This window comes from Dehalococcoidia bacterium, assembly GCA_021295915.1.
Taxonomy (GTDB): Bacteria; Chloroflexota; Dehalococcoidia; order Lucifugimonadales; family UBA1123; genus VXRN01.
On record JAGWBK010000040.1, the window covers coordinates 1 to 18,027 of the forward strand.

Here is an 18,027-nt window from a genome sequence, read left to right on the forward strand (position 1 = left end):
CTAGGAAGCCAAGGGCTGCTACAACCACGATGGCCTCGCCAACACCGAGAGTCGCCAACACGATGATCGGGGCGAAAACATTCGGCAGTATGTGCTTCCGCATGATGCGAACATCAGTACACCCAGCGGCTCGAGCGGCGTCAACGTAGACATTCTCCTTGGCTGAGAGTACAGACCCCCGAACGAGCCTGATATAGATGGGAATAAACGCTATCGCCACAGCCAGCATGAGGTTCCGAATGCTGGATCCCATTACCGCGACGACAAAGAGCGCCAGCAACAGAGACGGGAAGATCAGCATCAAGTCGGTGGCGCGCTGGATGAGGAAGTCACTCCAGCCGCCCTTGTATCCGGAGAATAGTCCTATGATCGTCCCAGCCGCAGCTGCAATTCCTATTGTGGTAATGCCCAGCTGCAGCGAGAGACGTGCCCCGTGCAGTATGCGGCTGAGGATGTCGCGTCCGAATTGGTCTGCTCCCAGTAGACGCTCTCCGTGGGGGGCCTTCAGGACCAAGTCTGGATCAATCACGTTGGGATCATGGGGGGCAATATAGGGGCCAGCGATAGCGATCACTCCGAGAACCAGAAGCATTGCCATGCCGACTATGGCGCCGTGGTTCCTGCGAAGTCGATACCAAGACTGCGACAATAGTCCCGTACTTTGAACCGATGACAGAGTCGAAGGAGTCTGTTCAGCATCTCTCATGGTCCACACATGTCCTGCTAGTCGTACCTTATGCGGGGATCGATGAGACCGTAGATGATGTCCACAACCAGGTTAGTCGTGAGGAACCCCATGGCGATGAAAATTATAGTCGCCTGCACGACGCGATAGTCCTGGTACAGGATCCCATCGATCAGAAGTCGTCCAATGCCCGGCCTACCGAAAATCGTCTCAACGATCACAGTTCCGCCCAGCAGGAATCCGAACTGGACGCCAAGGATAGTGATCACTGGAATAAGCGCATTCCTCATGACATGCCGGTACATAACCACGGAACCTGCCAGACCTTTGGCGCGCGCGGTCGTAATGTAGTCTTGCCGCAATACCTCCAACGTGGCTGAGCGTACCAGGCGAGCGATCAGAGAAGCTGCATAGTATCCCAGTGCAAATACAGGCAGCACCAGACGTTCCAATCCACCCTGACCCGTAGCTGGAAACCACCCAAGATGCACAGAGAAAAAGAAGATGAGAAGCAGGCAAAGCCAGAAACTGGGCATCGCCAGCCCCGCTACAGCAATCAACATGCTTAGACTATCTATCCATGTGTTCGGTCTCAGGGCAGCCAGAAGACCCAACGGGAAACCGATTGCGATAGCCAGGCCCAGAGCGCCGAAAGTCAACTCCAAGGTGGCTGGCAACTGGGTCAGTAGCTCTTCAAAAACGGGTCTCCTGCTTCGTAGTGAGCGGCCGAAATCCCCACGAAGGGCACCTCCAAGAAATCGCCCGTACTGAATATGTAGAGGATCGTTCAGCCCTAACTGTTCCCGGAGCTGTTCGACTTGGTCTGCTGACACGACGTTAGGTCCAAGAAGGGCCTCTGCGGGATCGCCTGGCAGCATGTACAACATGAGGAACACGATTGCCGATATAATCAGCAATGCAAGCGGGAATACCGCCAGTCGTGTCAGCACATAGCGTTGCACTGTTCGCGTATCTCCTGCGGGGGAACACGTGGGTTTCGTGGACTAGAGTGTGGCGATAGCTAGTCCACGAAACCTCTTAGAGTGACAAGGGGTTAGGCAGGAACCCCCCGGATGTCTCTACTCTTCCTTGACGTAGGCATCGTAGAGCCAGTGGTAGAAGCCTCGAATATCGGCCTTGATACCCACAACATTTGATGCGGAGGCAGAGATCCCTACGTTGTCATGGATCGGGTACACCGTTGCCTCTTCCATGGCTATCTTCTGGACCTCTTTGTACAATTCGACCCGTTCTTCCGGATCAGTCGACCCCGAGGCCCGATCCAGTATGTCGTCCATATGAGAATCGTTATACCGGGGCCAGTTGAAACCTGAGTCGATGTTCTTGGAGTGGTAGAACTGCTCCAGGATGATTGGATCGCTGGAGACCCAGCCTATGGCCGCCGCGTTGAACTTGCCCGCCTTTGCGGAGTCGATCCAAGTCGAAGAAGCCAACTCGCTCAGCTCCCAGTCGATGCCAACTGTTCTGGCTTGGGCCTGCATCACAGTCAGCGAGTCCTTCTGTGACCCGACGTGACCGGTAACCAGCTTGAGGGTGTTTCCGTCCTTTTCGTAGAAGCCACTGGAACCCATGGCCCAACCCGCGCCCTCCAGCAGTTCTTTGGCTTTTTCGGGGTCGTGCGGGTACAGGCCCTCGTTGTCGTAGTTGTAGCCAGCAGTATATGTGGACAGGGGATTCTCCGTTGGCCCGGGGATGCCGAAATTGACGATCTTACGAACGGTCTCCCTATCCAACGCATGCATCAGTGCCTGCCGAACCGCAAGGTCGTCAGTTGGAGGTAGGCTCGTGTTGATCATGACCACGCTTGGCAGCCCAGGCATATTGCCTAGGATGATCTGGTAATTTGGATCTCCGGCCAGCCTTGCGAACTCGGATGGTGGAACACTCATTATGAAGTTGGTCTCACCCGATTCAAGGGTGGCCATGCGTGTGCCCTGTTCGGGGATCATCTTGATTATTACGCTTTCCAGGTAGGCTGGCCCCTGGTGCCCCCAAATTGGTGGCGCCCAGTTGTAGTCGTCATTTCTGACCAACTCGATATGGTCGCCACGCACCCAGTTCTCGAATCTCATGAAACCGGTGCCAACCGGGTTTATCCCGAAATCCTCTCCATGCGTTTCTACCGCTGTGGGCGATACCATACCGAGGAATGCCTGGCTGGCTCCATCAAGGAATGGAGCAAATGGCGTCTCGAAATTGACCGTCTCCCGGCATACGGCCCTAGCAGCGTCACCGCGAAGCCAGACTTGGTTTCCGGGTCGCTGATGCGATCGAAGTTGAACTTCACTGCATCAGCGTTAAAGGGTGTGCCGTCGTGGAATGTGACTCCCTGCTTTAGATTGAATGTGTAGCTCAGGCCATCTTCAGCTACTTCCCAGGACTCCGCAATGCCAGGATGGAATGAGGCATCGTGGTTCTCATACACGACGGTGTCATAGATGTTCATCATCACACTGTGCGACACAGCCCATGGAGTCACGGCAGGATCCAGGTTGTCCGGCTCGAGTTGCATCCCAATGATCAACTGGCCACCCTTCACAACCTCTCTCTCCACCTCCACAACCTTCTCCACTTCCACCTGGACGATCTTCTCTACCTCTTTCTCAACTACCTTCTCGACCTCAACCGGCACCTCTTTGATGACCTCTTTTTCGACCTCAACCGGCACCTCTTTGATGACCTCTTTAGTGACGACCGTTTCTCCAGCGCATGCAGCTATCAGAACAATCACAACCATCGAAATCGGCACTAACCACACCAACCGTTTCATCTTGAAATCTCCCAATGTCCTCTCCCGCTGATTTCCGATAGTCAGACAAACCTCCTGACTAGCCTCTGAATGTGTCCCTCGTGATCCGTTACACACTCAGCCCTCAGACTGAATGTGTACAGAAATTCTAGAAATAAATTTCACCAACTCTGATTCTAAATTATTCGACTGTCGTGTCAAGTTTGTGGGGAAATTCACAAAGCCAGTGCTAGACCTGGGTGGCATTCTCCAATCACGCACGGCACCTTTGGCCGGATTGTGAGCGGGAAATGGGGAAGGCGACGGAGGATTCCGCGATTCAATCAAACGTTACGACTTCGTCCCTCAGGTTATGAGGACTATAGACGAACGCGAACAGATAGCTGACTTTCGGATGTGGGCCTACTGCTCTCCGCGTCGCGCAGCAGAAGATTGAGGGCATTGAATGTATTGCGTTCAGAACAGCCCTTATAGAAGGCTCAGGCCTCTGCTCAGAGGCAAAGCGGCTGATGTTTTCGCACTAGTGGGCTACTTACCGCCCACCCGCAGACCTGCCCCCGTCCACCATGTAGACGCCGCCGGTGCAGTAGCTGCTTTCGTCGCTGGCGAGGAACAGCATCAGGTGCGCGACTTCCTCGGGTTCTCCATACCGCCCCAGCGTCATCCGCGAAAGCGTAGACTGCTTCACCTCTTCCGCGGTTACCGCTGAATCGTCCATCCTCGCCGCACGCATCTCCTCTATGGAGCGCATCATGCGGGTCTCGATCGGCGCCGGGTTGACGGTGTTGACCCGTATGCCCATCTCTGCCCCTTCCAGCGCGGCAGCGCGCATTAGGCCAATGACCGCGTGCTTGCTGATGCCGTATGCCGATATCTCCGGCGTCCCGTTGATTCCGGCTGTGGAAGACGTGACAACGATGCTGCCACCACCGCCCCTGCTCATCACCGGCATCGCGTACTTGACCCCGAGCCACACGCCGCGCACGTTGACCGCCATGACCCGGTCGAAGACGTCTATGGGGTATTCGGTTATGGGAGACATGACTCCCTCGATGCCTGCGTTGGCCAGGAGGATGTCGATTCCGCCCCAGCGCTCAACGGCCGCGTTGATGTACGCCTGTGTCTGGTCCGGCTGAGTCACGTCGGCCGCGGTGTAGCTGGCCCTCTCCTCGCCAAGGGAGCCAGCAACCTCTCGGAGCGCAGCTTCATCGAGGTCGACCAGCGCCACCCGCGCACCCTCATCCACAAACAGCTTCGCCGCAGCCCGACCGATACCACCGGCGGCCCCAGTAATCACCGCAACCTTTCCCTCCAAACGGGACATATCGAATCTCCTTTACTGTCATCGAGTGTTCTTGATCTGTTGCACACTTGAGGCTGTCTCAGGGAAGAAAAACCTACCGGCTGCCTGCCGACCTGCCTCCGTCCACCATGTAGACGCCGCCGGTGCAGTAGCTGCTTTCGTCGCTGGCGAGGAAAAGCATAAGATGAGCTACCTCCTCAGGAGTCCCGTACCGTTCCAGCGGGATGCGCGACGCCGAGGACTGTTTCACCACATCGACGGTGACTGCTGAGTCGTCCATGGATGCCACGCGCATATTCTCTATGGAGCGCATCATGCGCGTCTCGATTGGAGCCGGATTCACGGTGTTGGCCCGAATACCGAACGGCGCCCCCTCCAGCGCGGTGGTGCGCATCAGTCCGATGACCGCATGCTTGCTGATGCCGTACGCCGACATGTCCGGCGTTCCGTTGACGCCTGCGCCGGAGGACGTGATGACGATGCTGCCGCCACCGTCCTGGCTCATCACCGGCATCACGTACTTGACCCCGAGCCATGGTCCGCGAACATTGACCGCCATAACCCGGTCGAAGACGTCGATTGGATAGTCGGTTATCGGAGCCAGTTCTCCCTCGATTCCCGCGTTGGCCAGGAGTATGTCGATGCCACCCCAGCGATCGACGGCCGCGTTGATGTACGCCTGTGTCTCGTTCGGTTGAGTCACGTCCGCCGCGGTGTAGCTGGCCCTCTCCTCACCGATGGACTCAGCAACCTCCCGAAGCGCCGCCTCATCAAGGTCGACCAGCGCAACCCGAGCCCCCTCATCCACAAACAGCTTCGCCGCCGCTCGGCCGATACCACCAGTGGCCCCAGTAATCACCGCAACCTTGCCCTCGAGGCGCGCCATGTGAATTCTCCTTGTTCCTTACCCGTCATTCCCGCGCAAGCGGGAACCCACACGCAATCTTTCGATGCCTGTAGAGGGGCGGGTTTTAAACCCGCCCCTCGTATTGCCAACCTTCGATTAGGGGACGGTAGAAGGGCAGGTTTTAAACCTGCCCTTCTACTACACAATTCTGCCACTGCCAAACGATCTTCTCACGTTGCCGATGCCGGTAGGGTCGGGTTTAAAACCCGACCCTACACAGCCGTACGCGGATCCATCGGCACCAGCTTGCTCAGCCCAGCCGCCTCCTCGAACAGCGCAGACGCCCCGAGCAGGTAGCCCTCCTCTTTCCAGGGGGCGACGATCTGCAGACCCACAGGCAGCCCCGACTCTGTAAATCCACACGGCACCGAGATCGCAGGAGCGCTCGTCAGCGTCAGCGCGAACGTCATGATCAGCCAGCTGATGTAGGTGTCGAACTCCACGCCGTTCACTTCGCTCAGGTATCGGATGTTCACGTCGAACGGCGGAGCGAGCACCACCGGGCACGCGAGCAGGTCGTACTTGCCGAAGAACTCCGCGGTGCGGTTGATGAGCGCCCCGCGCTCCAGCTTGGCGCGCGCGAGGTCGTCCTGCGACAGCCCCAGGCCGTGCTCGATGTTCCAGATCATCTCAGGCTTGAGTTCCGACCTGCGCTCGGCAAGCAGCGTCCTGTAGTTCGCCACGAACGACGCCCCTCTGAGAGTCTGGAATATCCACTCCGAGTCGCCCATGTCGGGGCTCGCGTCTTCGACCTCAGCGCCCATGTCCCTGAAGTGGGCCATGGCATTGCGGCAGATCTCGGCGACCTCCGGGTCGACTGCAGTCAGACCCAGGTCCGGCGTGAACCCGATTCGGCGTGGCGTCGTCGGGTTGTCCACCCAGTCGACGAACGACCTCTCAGGCGCGGGCAGGCTGAGAGGGTCTTCGCGGTACGCTCCGGCCTGCGCGTCCAGCATCAGCGCCGTGTCTCCAACCGTGCGTCCCATCGGACCTTCGACCGCCAGTGTGCCGAACGGCATCGACCTCGGCCCGTGTGCGACCCTACCCGGCGTCGGACGGAGTCCGATGACCGAGCAGAAGCTCGCCGGAATACGCAGGCTGCCTCCGAGGTCGCTCCCCGACGCCAGCCATACCTGTCCGGATGCCAGCGCGGTCGCTGAGCCTCCGGACGAGCCGCCGCAGGTCATGTCGGTGTTCCACGGGTTGCGGGTCTTCCCGAACACCTCGTTGAACGTGTTCGCACCGGCGGCGAACTCGGGAGTGTTCGACTTCGCCAGAACCACGCCACCTCTCGACTCCAGGATGGTGACGAGCAGGTCGGACTCCTCGGGCACGTGGTCTGCGAAGATCGGCGACCCACGCGTGCATAGCACGCCCCCGACGTCCTTCATGTCCTTGATCGCGATTGGCAGGCCGTACAGGTACCCGCGCGGCGCGTCGGCGGGATCGGGGTGTTCCAGCCTGGCGGCGTGCTCTCGTGCCCGATCAGCGCACAGGATTGGGAGCGCGTTGAGAGCGCCGTCGGTTTGCTCAATGCGCCCGAGCGCCGCGTCGATCAGTTCCGAAGTCGAAACCGCCCCGCTCCTGAGCTTGTCGACCGCCTCTCTTGCAGTGAGTTCGAAAAGTTCTGTCATTGACCACCCCTTCGTCATTCCGGCGAAGGCCGGAACCCACTTTAGTGGCTCGCCGCTCGGCAATCCAGAGTCAGGGGCAGTATAGCTTACAGAGCTTGCCGGGAGGCTGCAGCTATACGGAATCTAAAGTCCCCTCTCCCTCAGGGAGAGGGTTAGGGTGAGGGTGAAAACACTGTCTGCCAAACTAACATAGGCTCTGGGAGGCTACGCCTCGATCGTCGCGTTCTTGGAGTGCAGGCCGGTCGCGCCGCTGGGCCTGGGCGGGTTGACCTCCTCGGTCTGTGGAGTGCCGTCGGCCTCGTAGGTTCGCACCTCGAAGTTGTGTCGACCCTCTTCGAAGGGCCAGTCGTACCGCCAGATCACCCACGTCGCATCGGAGAGAGGCTTGCGGAGCTGCGCCTCTTGCCACGGCCCGTCTTCGTCGACCCGGACTTCGACCTTCGAGATACCCCGGACTCCCGCGTGCGCGATTCCGCCGACAGGTATCAGCTTTTGGTCTCCGTCCTCGATAATCGCGTCTATGGCCACGGTATCGATGACCGCCGTGGCGTGCATACGCGCGACCTCATCCCAGTCACGCTCCACCCAGTAGCCGGGCTTGTACTGGTCGATGACCTCGATGCTGGTTATCCACTTCGGCTGCTTCATGCCATAGCGATCCGGGATCCAGATCCTCAGCGGGAAGCCGTGGTCGAACGGTATCGGACGTCCGTCCCAGTTGTAGGCCAGCATGATCCTGGGGTCAGACGCTATCAGATCGAGGGCAACGGTCTCGAAGAAGCCGTCTTCGCTCTCGATGAACAGGTGCGTCGCGCTCGGCAGCGGCTTCAGGTCCGCGAGGATGTCCTGCAGGCTCGCGCCAGTCCAGTAGGTCGTGCTGATGAGGTCTCCGCCCACCCGGTTCGAGATGCAGGCAAGAGTGACGAACTCGTTCTTCGGGTCGTACCTGTTTCGGATGTCGTCGATGGTCAGCGACATGGGGTTCTCTACGGAACCCGTGATCGGCAGCGTGTAGGTGTCGCCGTCGATGATACTAGGCTGAGACCGGATGAATATCTTGTAGTGGTCCCTGACCTGGGTGTACTCGGGTCGGGTGCCCAGGGCGGGTTTCAGGGGATCGTCTTCGTTGGGAAGCTCGATTATGCCTGCTGCCGCACTGTCGGCGACTCGCTGCTTCATTGCGACGAGCTCGGCCTCCAGCCTTCGCTGTTCGTTGCCAGCCATGACTCGCCCGATGCCAGCTCCGGCCACTGTGAGGGTCGCGGTCGCGACTCCCATCCGCACCAGGAACTGGCGTCTGCCAAGTACCTCGACGGACCGCTCTCCGTCCTCGGAGACGAAGACCTGGCGCTCCGGTATCAGTCGTTGGGCCACCAGCGCCGACGCTGTTCCCCAGGCCACCGACGCGATCAGCACCCAAACGAAGTTCACGGTCGGGTCAAGGGACGACTGGCCGATGCTGAACGTGATGAGTGCGACAGGTATGCCGACGATCAGCCCGACCAGCGCGCCAAGCTGAGGCCGGGCGCCCCAGATGCGCCTCTCCACGAGCGCGAAGATGATGATCGTCGCCACGACTCCGGCGCCCAGGAATATCATGACCGCCATGATCTGCTCTGCGGTCTTCGCGAAGTCCTTGACGCTCAGCCCCACCAGCATCAGGGAGTCGACCATCAGGTCGATGCCGAACGTCACCATCGGGCCCGGCAGTATGCGCGCTACCCAGTCGAACGTGTCGAACGGCGGGAAAGACAGGTCGATCCACTTGTCCACGAGGTACAGGATGGCTATGAGCGGAGCCGTGAGGAAGACGCCGGTCAATGCGCCAAAACCGAGGGTTCGCAGTTTCATTGCAGCTAGTCCTTCCTCTAATGTCGCCGCACACGGGTGGCAAAGTGATGGTTCTCCAGTAACCCTCACCGTCATTCCCGCGAAAGCGGGAACCCAGAGTCAGAAGGGATGATCCTTACAGGCAAGGCCGCCCGGAAACGGCATTTGGGTTACCTGCCCCTTCTTTCACATTTATGGTTACGTAAATTTAGTATAACCGGATGCTCGCTCGTGCGCTGTCCCAATTTCGCACTTAGTCCGCGGTCCACCTCGCAAGCGCGCTCTCGTCTATCTCGAGGCCCAGTCCCGGTCGGTCCGACAGCGTGATCGTCCCGCCTTCAGGAATGATCGGGTCGACGAACAGCTCGGCCACCTGCTCCGACGGTCCCGTGAACTCCTCGGAGAACTCGTGCGGCCTGATCGCGTTGCCCACAGTGCTGTACGCGTGCAGGCTGGCCAGCGAGTTCGCGCCGATGTTCGGGCTGTGCGGCATGATTACCTTATTGCGCGCCACGGCAATCTCGTACACGCGCATGATCTCCGACACGCCGCCTACGTTCAGGATGTCCGGCTGAAGGATGTCGGGGTTGCCCAGGTCGATGAGGTCCCTGAATCGCCACGAGGAGAGCTCCTGCTCTCCGGTCGAGATCGGGACGTCGAGCGCGTCCACCACCTGCCTGAGTCCGGGGAAGTCGTACTGCGGCAGCGGCTCCTCGAAGTGGGCAAGTCCTCCCACCTCTTCCATCTTGCGACCCTGCAGGATCGCCGTGGACACGGAGTAGCCGCAGTTGGCGTCGAATCCGAGCGGCACGTCGTCCGGCAGCCACTCGCGGACTGCCCTGAAGATCGCGAAGTCCTTATCCGGGTCGGCGTCCTGCCTGTAGTCGCGCCAGTCCATGCGAATCTTGAACGCGCGGAAGCCTCTCTCGTAGCCCTCCTGCACCTCTTCGAGCATCTCTCCAGGCGACTTGCGCCAGCCGCTGCCTCTGCTCCAGTACAGCGGGATCTCGGTCCGCGCCGCGCCTCCGAGCAGCTTGTGTAGCGGCATACCCGCCGCCTTGCCCATGATGTCCCAGATGGCGACGTCTATGGATCCGACGATCTGCGAGGGCAGCCTCGTGGCGCGCTCGCCGTCGCCGAGCATCAGCAGCTCCCATATCCTGCGAGGCTGAAGCGGGTCCATACCGATGAGCAGCGGCTTGATGACGTCTTCCAGGTACGCGTTGAACACGCCGTACCCGCGCGAGCCCTCAGCGATACCGGTGATGCCCTCGTCCGTAAAGACCCGAACGAGCATCCTCCCCGGTCTCCCAACGAACGAAGCCGGCGCATCCACAGGCGGTGTAAGCAGGTTGATCTGAATATCGGTGATCTTCATTTACGTGTAACTCCTCAAACCTTCATTCCGGCGAAGGCCGGAACCCACTTTAGTGGCTCGCCGCTCGGCAATCCAGGGTTGGTTGCGATCATCTCTTCTTTGACTGTGTATCCTAGCGTGGCTCCCAAGGGCCCCCTCTCCCTGGGGGAGAGGGCTGGGGTGAGGGCGAAAATCTCGCACACCCTCCATCCTAGCCCCCTCGAGGTGAGGGTGTAATTACGACTCCCCCTCATCCTAAGCTTCTCCCCAAGGAGAAGGGACTTTGGAAGCGCCTCCTTTGGGAATCTACTCCACCGGCACTATCGGCAATGTAATATGTGATGGCCGCTCAGCATCGTGATACACGGTCTGATTCGCGACCCTCGTCTCGTCGTCCGCGCCGAACTCGTGACCCGTGTTCGGGTTGCGGTCGAACTGTGGGAAGTTGCTGCTCGACACCTCGACACGAATCCGGTGCCCCTTCAGGAACCGGTTGCTCGTCGACCACAGGTCGATGTTGTACTCGTAGACCTCACCCGGCTCCAGCAGCGTCGGCTCCTCCCAGGAGTCCCGGTACCTCGCGCGGATAATCCCCTGCGCGACGTTGATCGCCACGTCTGTCGGAGCGACGTCCACCAGCTTCGCCGTGAAGTCGGTGTCGGGCGCGTCCGACGCCGCGTACAGCGTCATGCTCACCGGCCCGGTCACCTCGACGTCCTGCTCGAGCGGTGGGGTAGTGTACACGAGCACGTCAGGACGCCACTCGACCTGTTGTTGGTCTCGCGGACCCATCGACACCGGCGTCAGCTCCTCGCCGCAACAGGTGCTTCCGCCGACGGTCATCACCGGGTGGTTCGGGTCGTACACGAACTCGTCCGGCGACTCTGCGCCCGGCGCCGACCTGTCGAGCGTACCGTCGCCGAACATAGAGTTGGCGTTGCCTCTGCTATGCAGGTAGTGCCGAGTGAACGCAGTGCCCGGGATGGGCCAGTCGGACGCCGCCTTCCACTCGTTAGCGCCCATGACGAAGACCCTGACGGGCGGCTCGTCCGTGACGCCGTTGTCGATGCCCTTGAGCCAGTAGTCGAACCAGCGCAGGTGCTCGTTCATCAGGTCGAACTTGACCACGTCGACGGTCTCTGTTCCAGCGGCACCCAGGCTGTGTATCCACGGCCCGATGACGACCTTCTGGTTGCTCTTGCCGGGCTCCATGCCGTGCTTCTTCACGCCCATGAAGTTGTTGAGCGTGCCCTGGAGGAACACGTCGAACCAGCCGCCCATGCCGTACGTCGGCACGTCGATCTCGTTGTAGCGCTCCTCGATCGGCCTCATGCCCTTCCAGTAGTCGTCGTAGTCGGGATGAGCGACCCAGTCCTTCCAGTACCTGTTGTCGCGACCGGCGGCCTCATCCATCGTGTTCAGCGGCAGGTGCCAGAACAGGTTCGATATGTGGTTGCCCTCGGGGAGCCACAGGTACTGCACCTGGTTGGTGCGCGTGTGCATCTGGATCGCGATCCAGCGGAGGTTGAACGCGAGCTGGAACGCGCCTCCGGTGTACGCCCAGTTGTGGTAGAAGTTCGAGTAGCCGACCCTCGGCACCATAGCCTTCAGGTACTTGCTGCGCAGCGGAGCGGCCTGCCACTGCACCATCGCGACGTACGATCCACCCGCAGTCCCGACGTTGCCGTCGCACCACTCCTGAGCGCCGATCCATTCCTGTGTGTCGAAGCCGTCCTCGGCCTCGTGCCTGAATGGGTACCACTCCCCCGGAGAGTCCCAGCGTCCGCGCACGTCCTGGCAGACCGCCGCGTACCCGCGACTGGCGAAGTACATGCAGTCCTTCACCATGCCTTCATCGTTGTTGTTGTACGGAGTCCGTATCAGGATCGCAGGAGCAGACCCGTCCACCTCGGGCAGGTAGATGTCAGTGGAAAGCTCGACCCCGTCCCGCATCGGAACGTCCACGCCAAGCATCATCTTGACCCCATTGAGAACCGCAGTGCCGTCAGCCATCACAACCTCCATCCGCAACGATGAGGCACATTATACAGACAGAAAGGAGCTTTAACAGCGACGCCGAACTTACAGGGCCTACAGCACTTTGCCAGTGCCCCCTTGGAGCGCGGGCGTCTCGCCCGCATGGATAAAATGAACTGACACGGCCTTGGTCTGAAAGGATGTCGGCCAGGTCGGAAGCGAGATCCTTAGCCTGGAGATGCCAAGCTCTGCAGCGCGGTGCAGTGCCCTCGATCCGAACCTCGGTTGCTACTCGTCCCGCAGCCTTCGCAACTCGGCCTCCATCTCAGCCAGTCGCACTTCAGCAGACTCCCTGGCGGCTCGCTCCGCATCAACCCGAGATTCAGCAGACTCTCTGGCGGCTCGCTCTTCCATCTGGTTCAGCAGCCACCTTTCTGCTTCAGGGTCGTAGTAACGCAGATGACCATCGTCCCAGCACAGGTCCAGCCCCAGCATAGGGCTGTGCCCCCGCACCATTCCGTCAGATTCACGCTCCAGCTCTCGACCAACCGCTCGCCCACGAGTGGCTCGCCGTAGAAGTCACCACCTGTGGCATCGAACAGCCAGTACTCCCCGATCTCCAGTTCAGCGTACAGTTCACGCTTGTCTACAAGATCAGTTCTCCCCGTACTTGGAGAGCCTATCTCCAGCACGAAGTCTGGCGGTTTTCCCACCTCCCAGATCAGGTAAGTGTTATTTCTCTCTATCGACTCCATGCTGATGTCGAAGGCCACGTAGCAGTCAGGTGAAACCAGGCGTTGAGGGTTGCCCTTCTCGTAGTATATGAAGGTGTTGCCGTTGACATGGACATTAGGACGGTCGTTGAAGTGGGTTTCAAGTGTACCCACGATCTCGCGGAACAGGGGACTTTGGAACTCTCCGTCAGGCAAAGGCATACCGTCCGATTCTGGGTAGAAAACATCGGCGAGATTAGTGGTGGAAGCTGTGCCTACAGGTCTGGTCGTCATGCTCCCCTCCTGCCTCGATTCTAGCACAGGGGTGATAAATCTCCGCTCCTTTGCAGTCCAGAAATCCACTCGTCAGAGACCACAAGGGGTGCGACTCTGCACGTTCCGTCACTCCCGCAGAAGGAGGCCTTTGCGCAACCCCTCTCCCTCGGGGCCTGCCCCGTACCTGATACGGGGGAGAGGGCTGGGGTGAGGGTGAAATGGACTTTGTTTCGAGATGGTAAGCACCACACCCCTCGTCATTCCGGCGAAGGCCGGAACCCAGCGCACTCGTCAGTCCAGGATGCGAGTCACTTGTCACCACCTCTTTCCCGCTATGCAGAAATGATGTTCAACCCCGTCATTCTCTGGAAATGTCGGCGGTTATTGGTGAGTAGCGTGAGGCCATGGTGTATCGCAGTGGATCCAATCAGAAGATCGAAATCTTCCAGTCGATTGCCAGAGGCCCTGAGCCGACGGCGTTCTGAGGCAAAGACGCGGCAGATGGGATCGCTTATAGGCAGGATCTCTTCGATTTCGTCAAGGAAGCTCTGCAAACCCTGCTCAGCTTCCAGTCTGTCAGGAGCATCCAGCATGCCGTCATAAGTCTCTGCCAGGGAGATGTAGCTCAGACCAATGCCTTGGGAAGACAACTCATCAAAGCGTTGGACCACTTGCTGACGACCGTGCATGTAGTCGATGACCCAATCTGTTCCACCAGATAGTTCATCATGTCGTGAGTGCAACTATGCTCGGGATTCGGCACCTCGGGCTTCGTGCAACACCCGCTTCATCTCCTCACCGTCAGTTGCAGTCTGCCAGTCGCCAGCGGCTTCGCGGCCCAAGTCTTGGTATCGAAGAATCCATTGACCGCCGGGGTGATGTCCGGCGCCGACTGCGCGTGGATCGGGATGCCCTGCTGCAACCCAATCCCGCGTGTCGTTACGCTCCTCCCTCAGCTCTATCAGCACGCGTGCAGCTTCCTCCCTGGCGCGAGCCCTGTCAGGATGCCAAAAGTCCACCTGTGGGAAGTCAGTCTCATCTCTTGACCCGCCATCGGGATGCCGGAAGCTCACCATCCATCGGACCGGTTGCACAGAGCTCATCTTGTTTCACCTTTTCTCCATCGTTAGGCGGAAATGTGGAGCTTACACACCTGCTCCTGTATATACTAGCAGTAGTCCCACATCCAAGTGACGAGCTAACGTGTAACCGTCCCATAGGCGGTGTGGAAAGAAGAGGGCGGAGAAACTTGGTAAGGTTTCGATAACCATAAAGAGACCAAGACTGCCCTCCCGCCAAAGGAGACCCAACCATGAACGACTACACCTCCGCCACATACGGCGACCGCATCGCCAGTGTTTACGATGGATTCTACGGGACAACAGACGTCAAAGAACGCGTCGACGTCATGGAAGAGCTCGCAGCCGGCGGCAGGGCGCTGGAGCTTGGAGTCGGCACAGGGATTTACGCGCTTCCCCTCGCGGCTCGAGGCGTGGAGGTCCACGGAATAGACTCCTCAAGTGCAATGGTCGATCAGATCCGCGCCAAGGACGGTGGCGAGGCCATACCGGTGACCATCGGAGACTTTGGGGACGTCGATGTGGAGGGAACGTTCTCGCTGGTCTTCGTCATCTCCAACACCTTCTTCATGCTCACGTCGCAGGAAGAACAGGTCAGGTGCTTCCAGAACGTCGCGTCCCACCTGGACGAGTCAGGAGTCTTCCTGGTCCACGCCTTCGTCCCTGACCCTGCGATGTATGACGGAGGCCAACACCTGAGCGCCGACCTCCCTGATCTGTCGTCGGTCCGGTTCAACGTGTCCATCCACGACGCCATGAACCAGTTGATAGATTTCAGACACGTTGCCCTGACTGAACAGGGAATCCAGATGTATCCGGGACGGCTGCGATACGTGTGGCCGTCGGAGATGGACCTGATGGCGCGCCTGGCCGGACTTCGCCTCCGGGAGAGGTGGGCCGACTGGAGCCGCTCGCCGTTCTCGTCACAGAGTCGATCGCACGTGTCCATCTACGAAAAGTGCGACTCCTGAAGCCTGACCAGGCGACACGCACGACTCCCACCTGAACACTCTCTTCGTACGCGACGACGTCACCACGCAGCAACGGCAAAGGTATCCACAGCCCCGACTCCCATCAGCATCGTCGACACCGTGGCAGTCCAGAGAACGACGTTTGCTGCAACGAGCAGGTACCCAGCCCCACGGACCACTCCGCTGGACTCGCGCCGGAGCGCCCACATCCCAATGCACAGGAACGCGACGGCCAGCAGCCCCCAGGCAAGCAGCAGTTGGACTGCACCAAACATAAATTCATTCATGATCACGCACTCGACCTATTTCTCCGCGTGTCCTGCCATTCCCGCTCCTGACCTCAGAGCAGGCGAGGGCCGGAGCGCCCCATCCAGACGACCTGGACCCTCGCCCTTCTGGTCAGGCGCGAGGACTCCTACGCTGCCGCCGCATCCTCAACGTCGTCTGCCACCTCTTCCAGCGATACCGTGTAGGAGCCGGTGTTGCCGACGCTCAGGTACGGTGTCCCGACCTCTACGTAGTACGTGCCGGGCTCGAATTCGGACACGACGGACTCTGCGGGGCCAGTCCTCGGATAGTCCGAGTGTACCCACGAATGAGAGTTCAGCACGCTCCAGATGCCGACTTCAGCCGGCCCGTCGCTCACCGAGATCTCGTATGTGCCAGCCTCAGAGATTTCGAAGATGAACACATCCCGGTCGTCCAGCGACTCGACTCCCAAGACTGGAACACCCTCGCCGTCCGATGCAGCCCAGTCCCACTGTTTCAGTCCGGGATCGTCCGGGGAGACGTCGCTGTCAATCACACCGGCGACCGACTCCCCGGGAAGGAGTACAGGACCTGGATTTGCCCTGAAGTCGTCTGGATAGTCATCCACACGCAGAGACAGCGTGTAGCGACCGGTGCCATCGGGGTCCTGGGAGCCGGCTCCGACCGCGATGTAGTATGTTCCATCCTCTTCAGGGACGAAGAATGCCCGGGCGAAGAACCCCATGAATCCACCCAGTCGTGCTCGCCCAGCACCTGCTCGCCCTACCCGTCCACAATTTCGAGGATGCTCGGGTCGAGCAGCCTGTCCGGCACAAACTCAAAATAGCCGCCCAGCCACCACCTCTCACCACCTTCAACTTCGATGAAATCCATCGTGCTCTTCAGCTCGATGATGTAGTTCTCGCCGCCAGTAAGATCGACCCTGAACCAGTCTGTACCCTCGTCCTCAGCCGTGAGCTCGCCGTCCCTTATATCTATCAGGCCCACCGAAATCGAGGCTGCGCCTTCAACCGGCTCCTCGGGTTCTGGCTCTACGACGACGATCTCCGGCTCTACGACTGTCGGCTCCTCTACCGTGACCTGCACGACCACGTGGCCAGGATCGTCGTCGAGACCGTGGAACAGCCGGTTGATCCTGCCGTCCGGGTGATCGACGGCCCAGATTCCGCCGTCGCGGTTGGTCTCGCTGTAGTAGAGTCCGGTCCCCGGGCCGCCGCTCTCGACGCTGATGCCGTCGGCGTCCAGGTCGTCGGCCTGCACCCTGTATCCGAACACGATGGTGTCGGTGCCGTCGCCACGCAGCATCTCCGCGAGCCTGTGATTCTCCCCGACCTGTATGTACAGCCCGGTGTAGTCGGCCTGCTCGCCTGTGCCTGTGCGTCCATGGGTCACCGGGCCGGTGAAGTGTGCAGTGATCTCGATGACATCGCCCTCGGTGTATCCGACCACGGTCTCCCCGTCTTCAGATCCGGTGTCGATCTCGCGAGGGTCTGACGTAATCTCGAGGTTGTATATCCCGACACCGTCGTCGTCTGTGATGGTGATGATGCACTCTCCGTCATGTCCGTAGTCGACGGAGTTGTTGAACCACACCTTGAAGGTCTCCTGTGCTTCTGGATACACGTCCTCGATGGTGTGGAAGTCGCGACCCATTCTCCCGTGTTTCGACTGGTAGTCATTGCTGGATTGGCGCTCGGCGTAGAGGTGTTCGTAGTCAGACTCGTCCGCAGTGATCGCGAACGTGTACCAGAATACTCTCATGGTCTTATGGGGCAGTCGAAGTCGAACTTCTTGGTCACCAGGAGCCTGAAGTCCTCTCCCTCCTCTACGATGTCCTCCAGGCAGTTGATCTCCAGCCAGGGCTCGTTTCCCTTGGTTGTCGAATCCGCGAACGCCGTGCTGCGCGGCGTGGCTAACTGGTCGGCCAACACGGCCAAAGCCAGGAATCCAAGCAGCGTATACAGCGCTGCCATACCCAACTTCGGCGACTTCCTGATGCCCAATCTTCTGAACTTTCTCTGCATGGTACTCATGCCCTGTACCTCCTTCTGCCCAAGCGATACTCTCTTGGGCACCGAAATCCGAATAGCAGCGGGAATGAAGCTGTAATAAAAATTCTTCATGTTGGACACCTTGTCATATATAGTTATATCTATATACAATGTAAGTGAGGCATAAACGTGTATCAACCCCAAAACGCCCTCACAAAGGCACGTGAACCCGGCGTGAATAGGAATTGCGACTAAATGTGATAA

The 18,027-nt window shown here is 59.5% G+C and carries 17 protein-coding genes and 1 pseudogene; 1 reads left to right on the plus strand and 17 read right to left on the minus strand.

Annotated features, from left to right (window positions below; all coding sequences use genetic code 11):
• From J4G14_11190 to J4G14_11250, 13 genes and pseudogenes are all read right to left on the minus strand, one after another.
• Positions 1 to 649, minus strand: a 649-nt coding sequence (locus J4G14_11190; protein ID MCE2458360.1) for an ABC transporter permease, incomplete at its 3' end; no start/stop codon positions are given.
• Positions 650 to 723: 74 nt separating this feature from the next.
• Complete coding sequence (locus J4G14_11195; GenBank protein MCE2458361.1) at positions 724 to 1,647, minus strand: ABC transporter permease; 924 nt, start codon at positions 1,645 to 1,647, stop codon at positions 724 to 726.
• Between the two features lie 117 nt (positions 1,648 to 1,764).
• Positions 1,765 to 2,934: pseudogene (locus tag J4G14_11200) on the minus strand (hypothetical protein).
• Complete coding sequence (locus tag J4G14_11205) at positions 2,826 to 3,476, minus strand: hypothetical protein (protein ID MCE2458362.1); 651 nt, start codon at positions 3,474 to 3,476, stop codon at positions 2,826 to 2,828. Before J4G14_11205 ends, J4G14_11200 begins: the two are co-directional and overlap by 109 nt.
• A gap of 511 nt (positions 3,477 to 3,987) precedes the next feature.
• Entirely contained in the window at positions 3,988 to 4,779 is a 792-nt protein-coding gene (locus tag J4G14_11210) for a glucose 1-dehydrogenase (protein MCE2458363.1), read from the minus strand.
• Between the two features lie 73 nt (positions 4,780 to 4,852).
• On the minus strand, positions 4,853 to 5,644 hold the full coding sequence (locus J4G14_11215; GenBank protein MCE2458364.1) for an SDR family oxidoreductase: 792 nt from the start codon (positions 5,642 to 5,644) through the stop codon (positions 4,853 to 4,855).
• Between the two features lie 233 nt (positions 5,645 to 5,877).
• Positions 5,878 to 7,299, minus strand: a complete 1,422-nt coding sequence (locus J4G14_11220) for an amidase (GenBank protein ID MCE2458365.1) — start codon at positions 7,297 to 7,299, stop codon at positions 5,878 to 5,880.
• 204 nt (positions 7,300 to 7,503) lie between these two features.
• Positions 7,504 to 9,150, minus strand: a complete 1,647-nt coding sequence (locus J4G14_11225) for a molybdopterin-dependent oxidoreductase (protein MCE2458366.1) — start codon at positions 9,148 to 9,150, stop codon at positions 7,504 to 7,506.
• A 232-nt stretch (positions 9,151 to 9,382) separates the two neighbouring features.
• Complete coding sequence (locus tag J4G14_11230; protein ID MCE2458367.1) at positions 9,383 to 10,507, minus strand: mandelate racemase/muconate lactonizing enzyme family protein; 1,125 nt, start codon at positions 10,505 to 10,507, stop codon at positions 9,383 to 9,385.
• Between the two features lie 285 nt (positions 10,508 to 10,792).
• Positions 10,793 to 12,499 (minus strand): CocE/NonD family hydrolase, encoded by a 1,707-nt coding sequence (locus J4G14_11235; protein MCE2458368.1) that lies wholly within the window; start codon positions 12,497 to 12,499, stop codon positions 10,793 to 10,795.
• A 383-nt stretch (positions 12,500 to 12,882) separates the two neighbouring features.
• Complete coding sequence (locus tag J4G14_11240; GenBank protein ID MCE2458369.1) at positions 12,883 to 13,470, minus strand: Uma2 family endonuclease; 588 nt, start codon at positions 13,468 to 13,470, stop codon at positions 12,883 to 12,885.
• Positions 13,471 to 13,784: 314 nt separating this feature from the next.
• A complete protein-coding gene (locus J4G14_11245; protein MCE2458370.1) occupies positions 13,785 to 14,195 on the minus strand; it encodes a type II toxin-antitoxin system VapC family toxin in 411 nt (136 codons plus the stop codon).
• Positions 14,196 to 14,555 (minus strand): hypothetical protein, encoded by a 360-nt coding sequence (locus tag J4G14_11250; GenBank protein MCE2458371.1) that lies wholly within the window; start codon positions 14,553 to 14,555, stop codon positions 14,196 to 14,198. It abuts the gene before it with no gap.
• Between the two features lie 209 nt (positions 14,556 to 14,764).
• Here J4G14_11250 and J4G14_11255 point away from each other — a divergent pair, with 209 nt between their 5' ends.
• Positions 14,765 to 15,502 (plus strand): class I SAM-dependent methyltransferase, encoded by a 738-nt coding sequence (locus J4G14_11255; GenBank protein ID MCE2458372.1) that lies wholly within the window; start codon positions 14,765 to 14,767, stop codon positions 15,500 to 15,502.
• 59 nt (positions 15,503 to 15,561) lie between these two features.
• Here J4G14_11255 and J4G14_11260 read toward each other — a convergent pair whose 3' ends face one another.
• The 4 genes from J4G14_11260 to J4G14_11275 all read right to left on the minus strand — a co-directional run bounded on the left by J4G14_11260 (position 15,562) and on the right by J4G14_11275 (position 17,895).
• On the minus strand, positions 15,562 to 15,789 hold the full coding sequence (locus J4G14_11260; GenBank protein MCE2458373.1) for a hypothetical protein: 228 nt from the start codon (positions 15,787 to 15,789) through the stop codon (positions 15,562 to 15,564).
• A gap of 128 nt (positions 15,790 to 15,917) precedes the next feature.
• Positions 15,918 to 16,496, minus strand: coding sequence for a hypothetical protein (locus tag J4G14_11265; GenBank protein MCE2458374.1), 579 nt, complete (start codon positions 16,494 to 16,496; stop codon positions 15,918 to 15,920).
• 38 nt (positions 16,497 to 16,534) lie between these two features.
• Positions 16,535 to 17,533 (minus strand): hypothetical protein, encoded by a 999-nt coding sequence (locus J4G14_11270; GenBank protein MCE2458375.1) that lies wholly within the window; start codon positions 17,531 to 17,533, stop codon positions 16,535 to 16,537.
• The gene (locus tag J4G14_11275) at positions 17,530 to 17,895 is read right to left on the minus strand and encodes a hypothetical protein (protein MCE2458376.1); all 366 of its coding nucleotides are present in this window, start codon (positions 17,893 to 17,895) and stop codon (positions 17,530 to 17,532) included. Before J4G14_11275 ends, J4G14_11270 begins: the two co-directional genes overlap by 4 nt.
• Positions 17,896 to 18,027 lie beyond the last annotated feature (132 nt).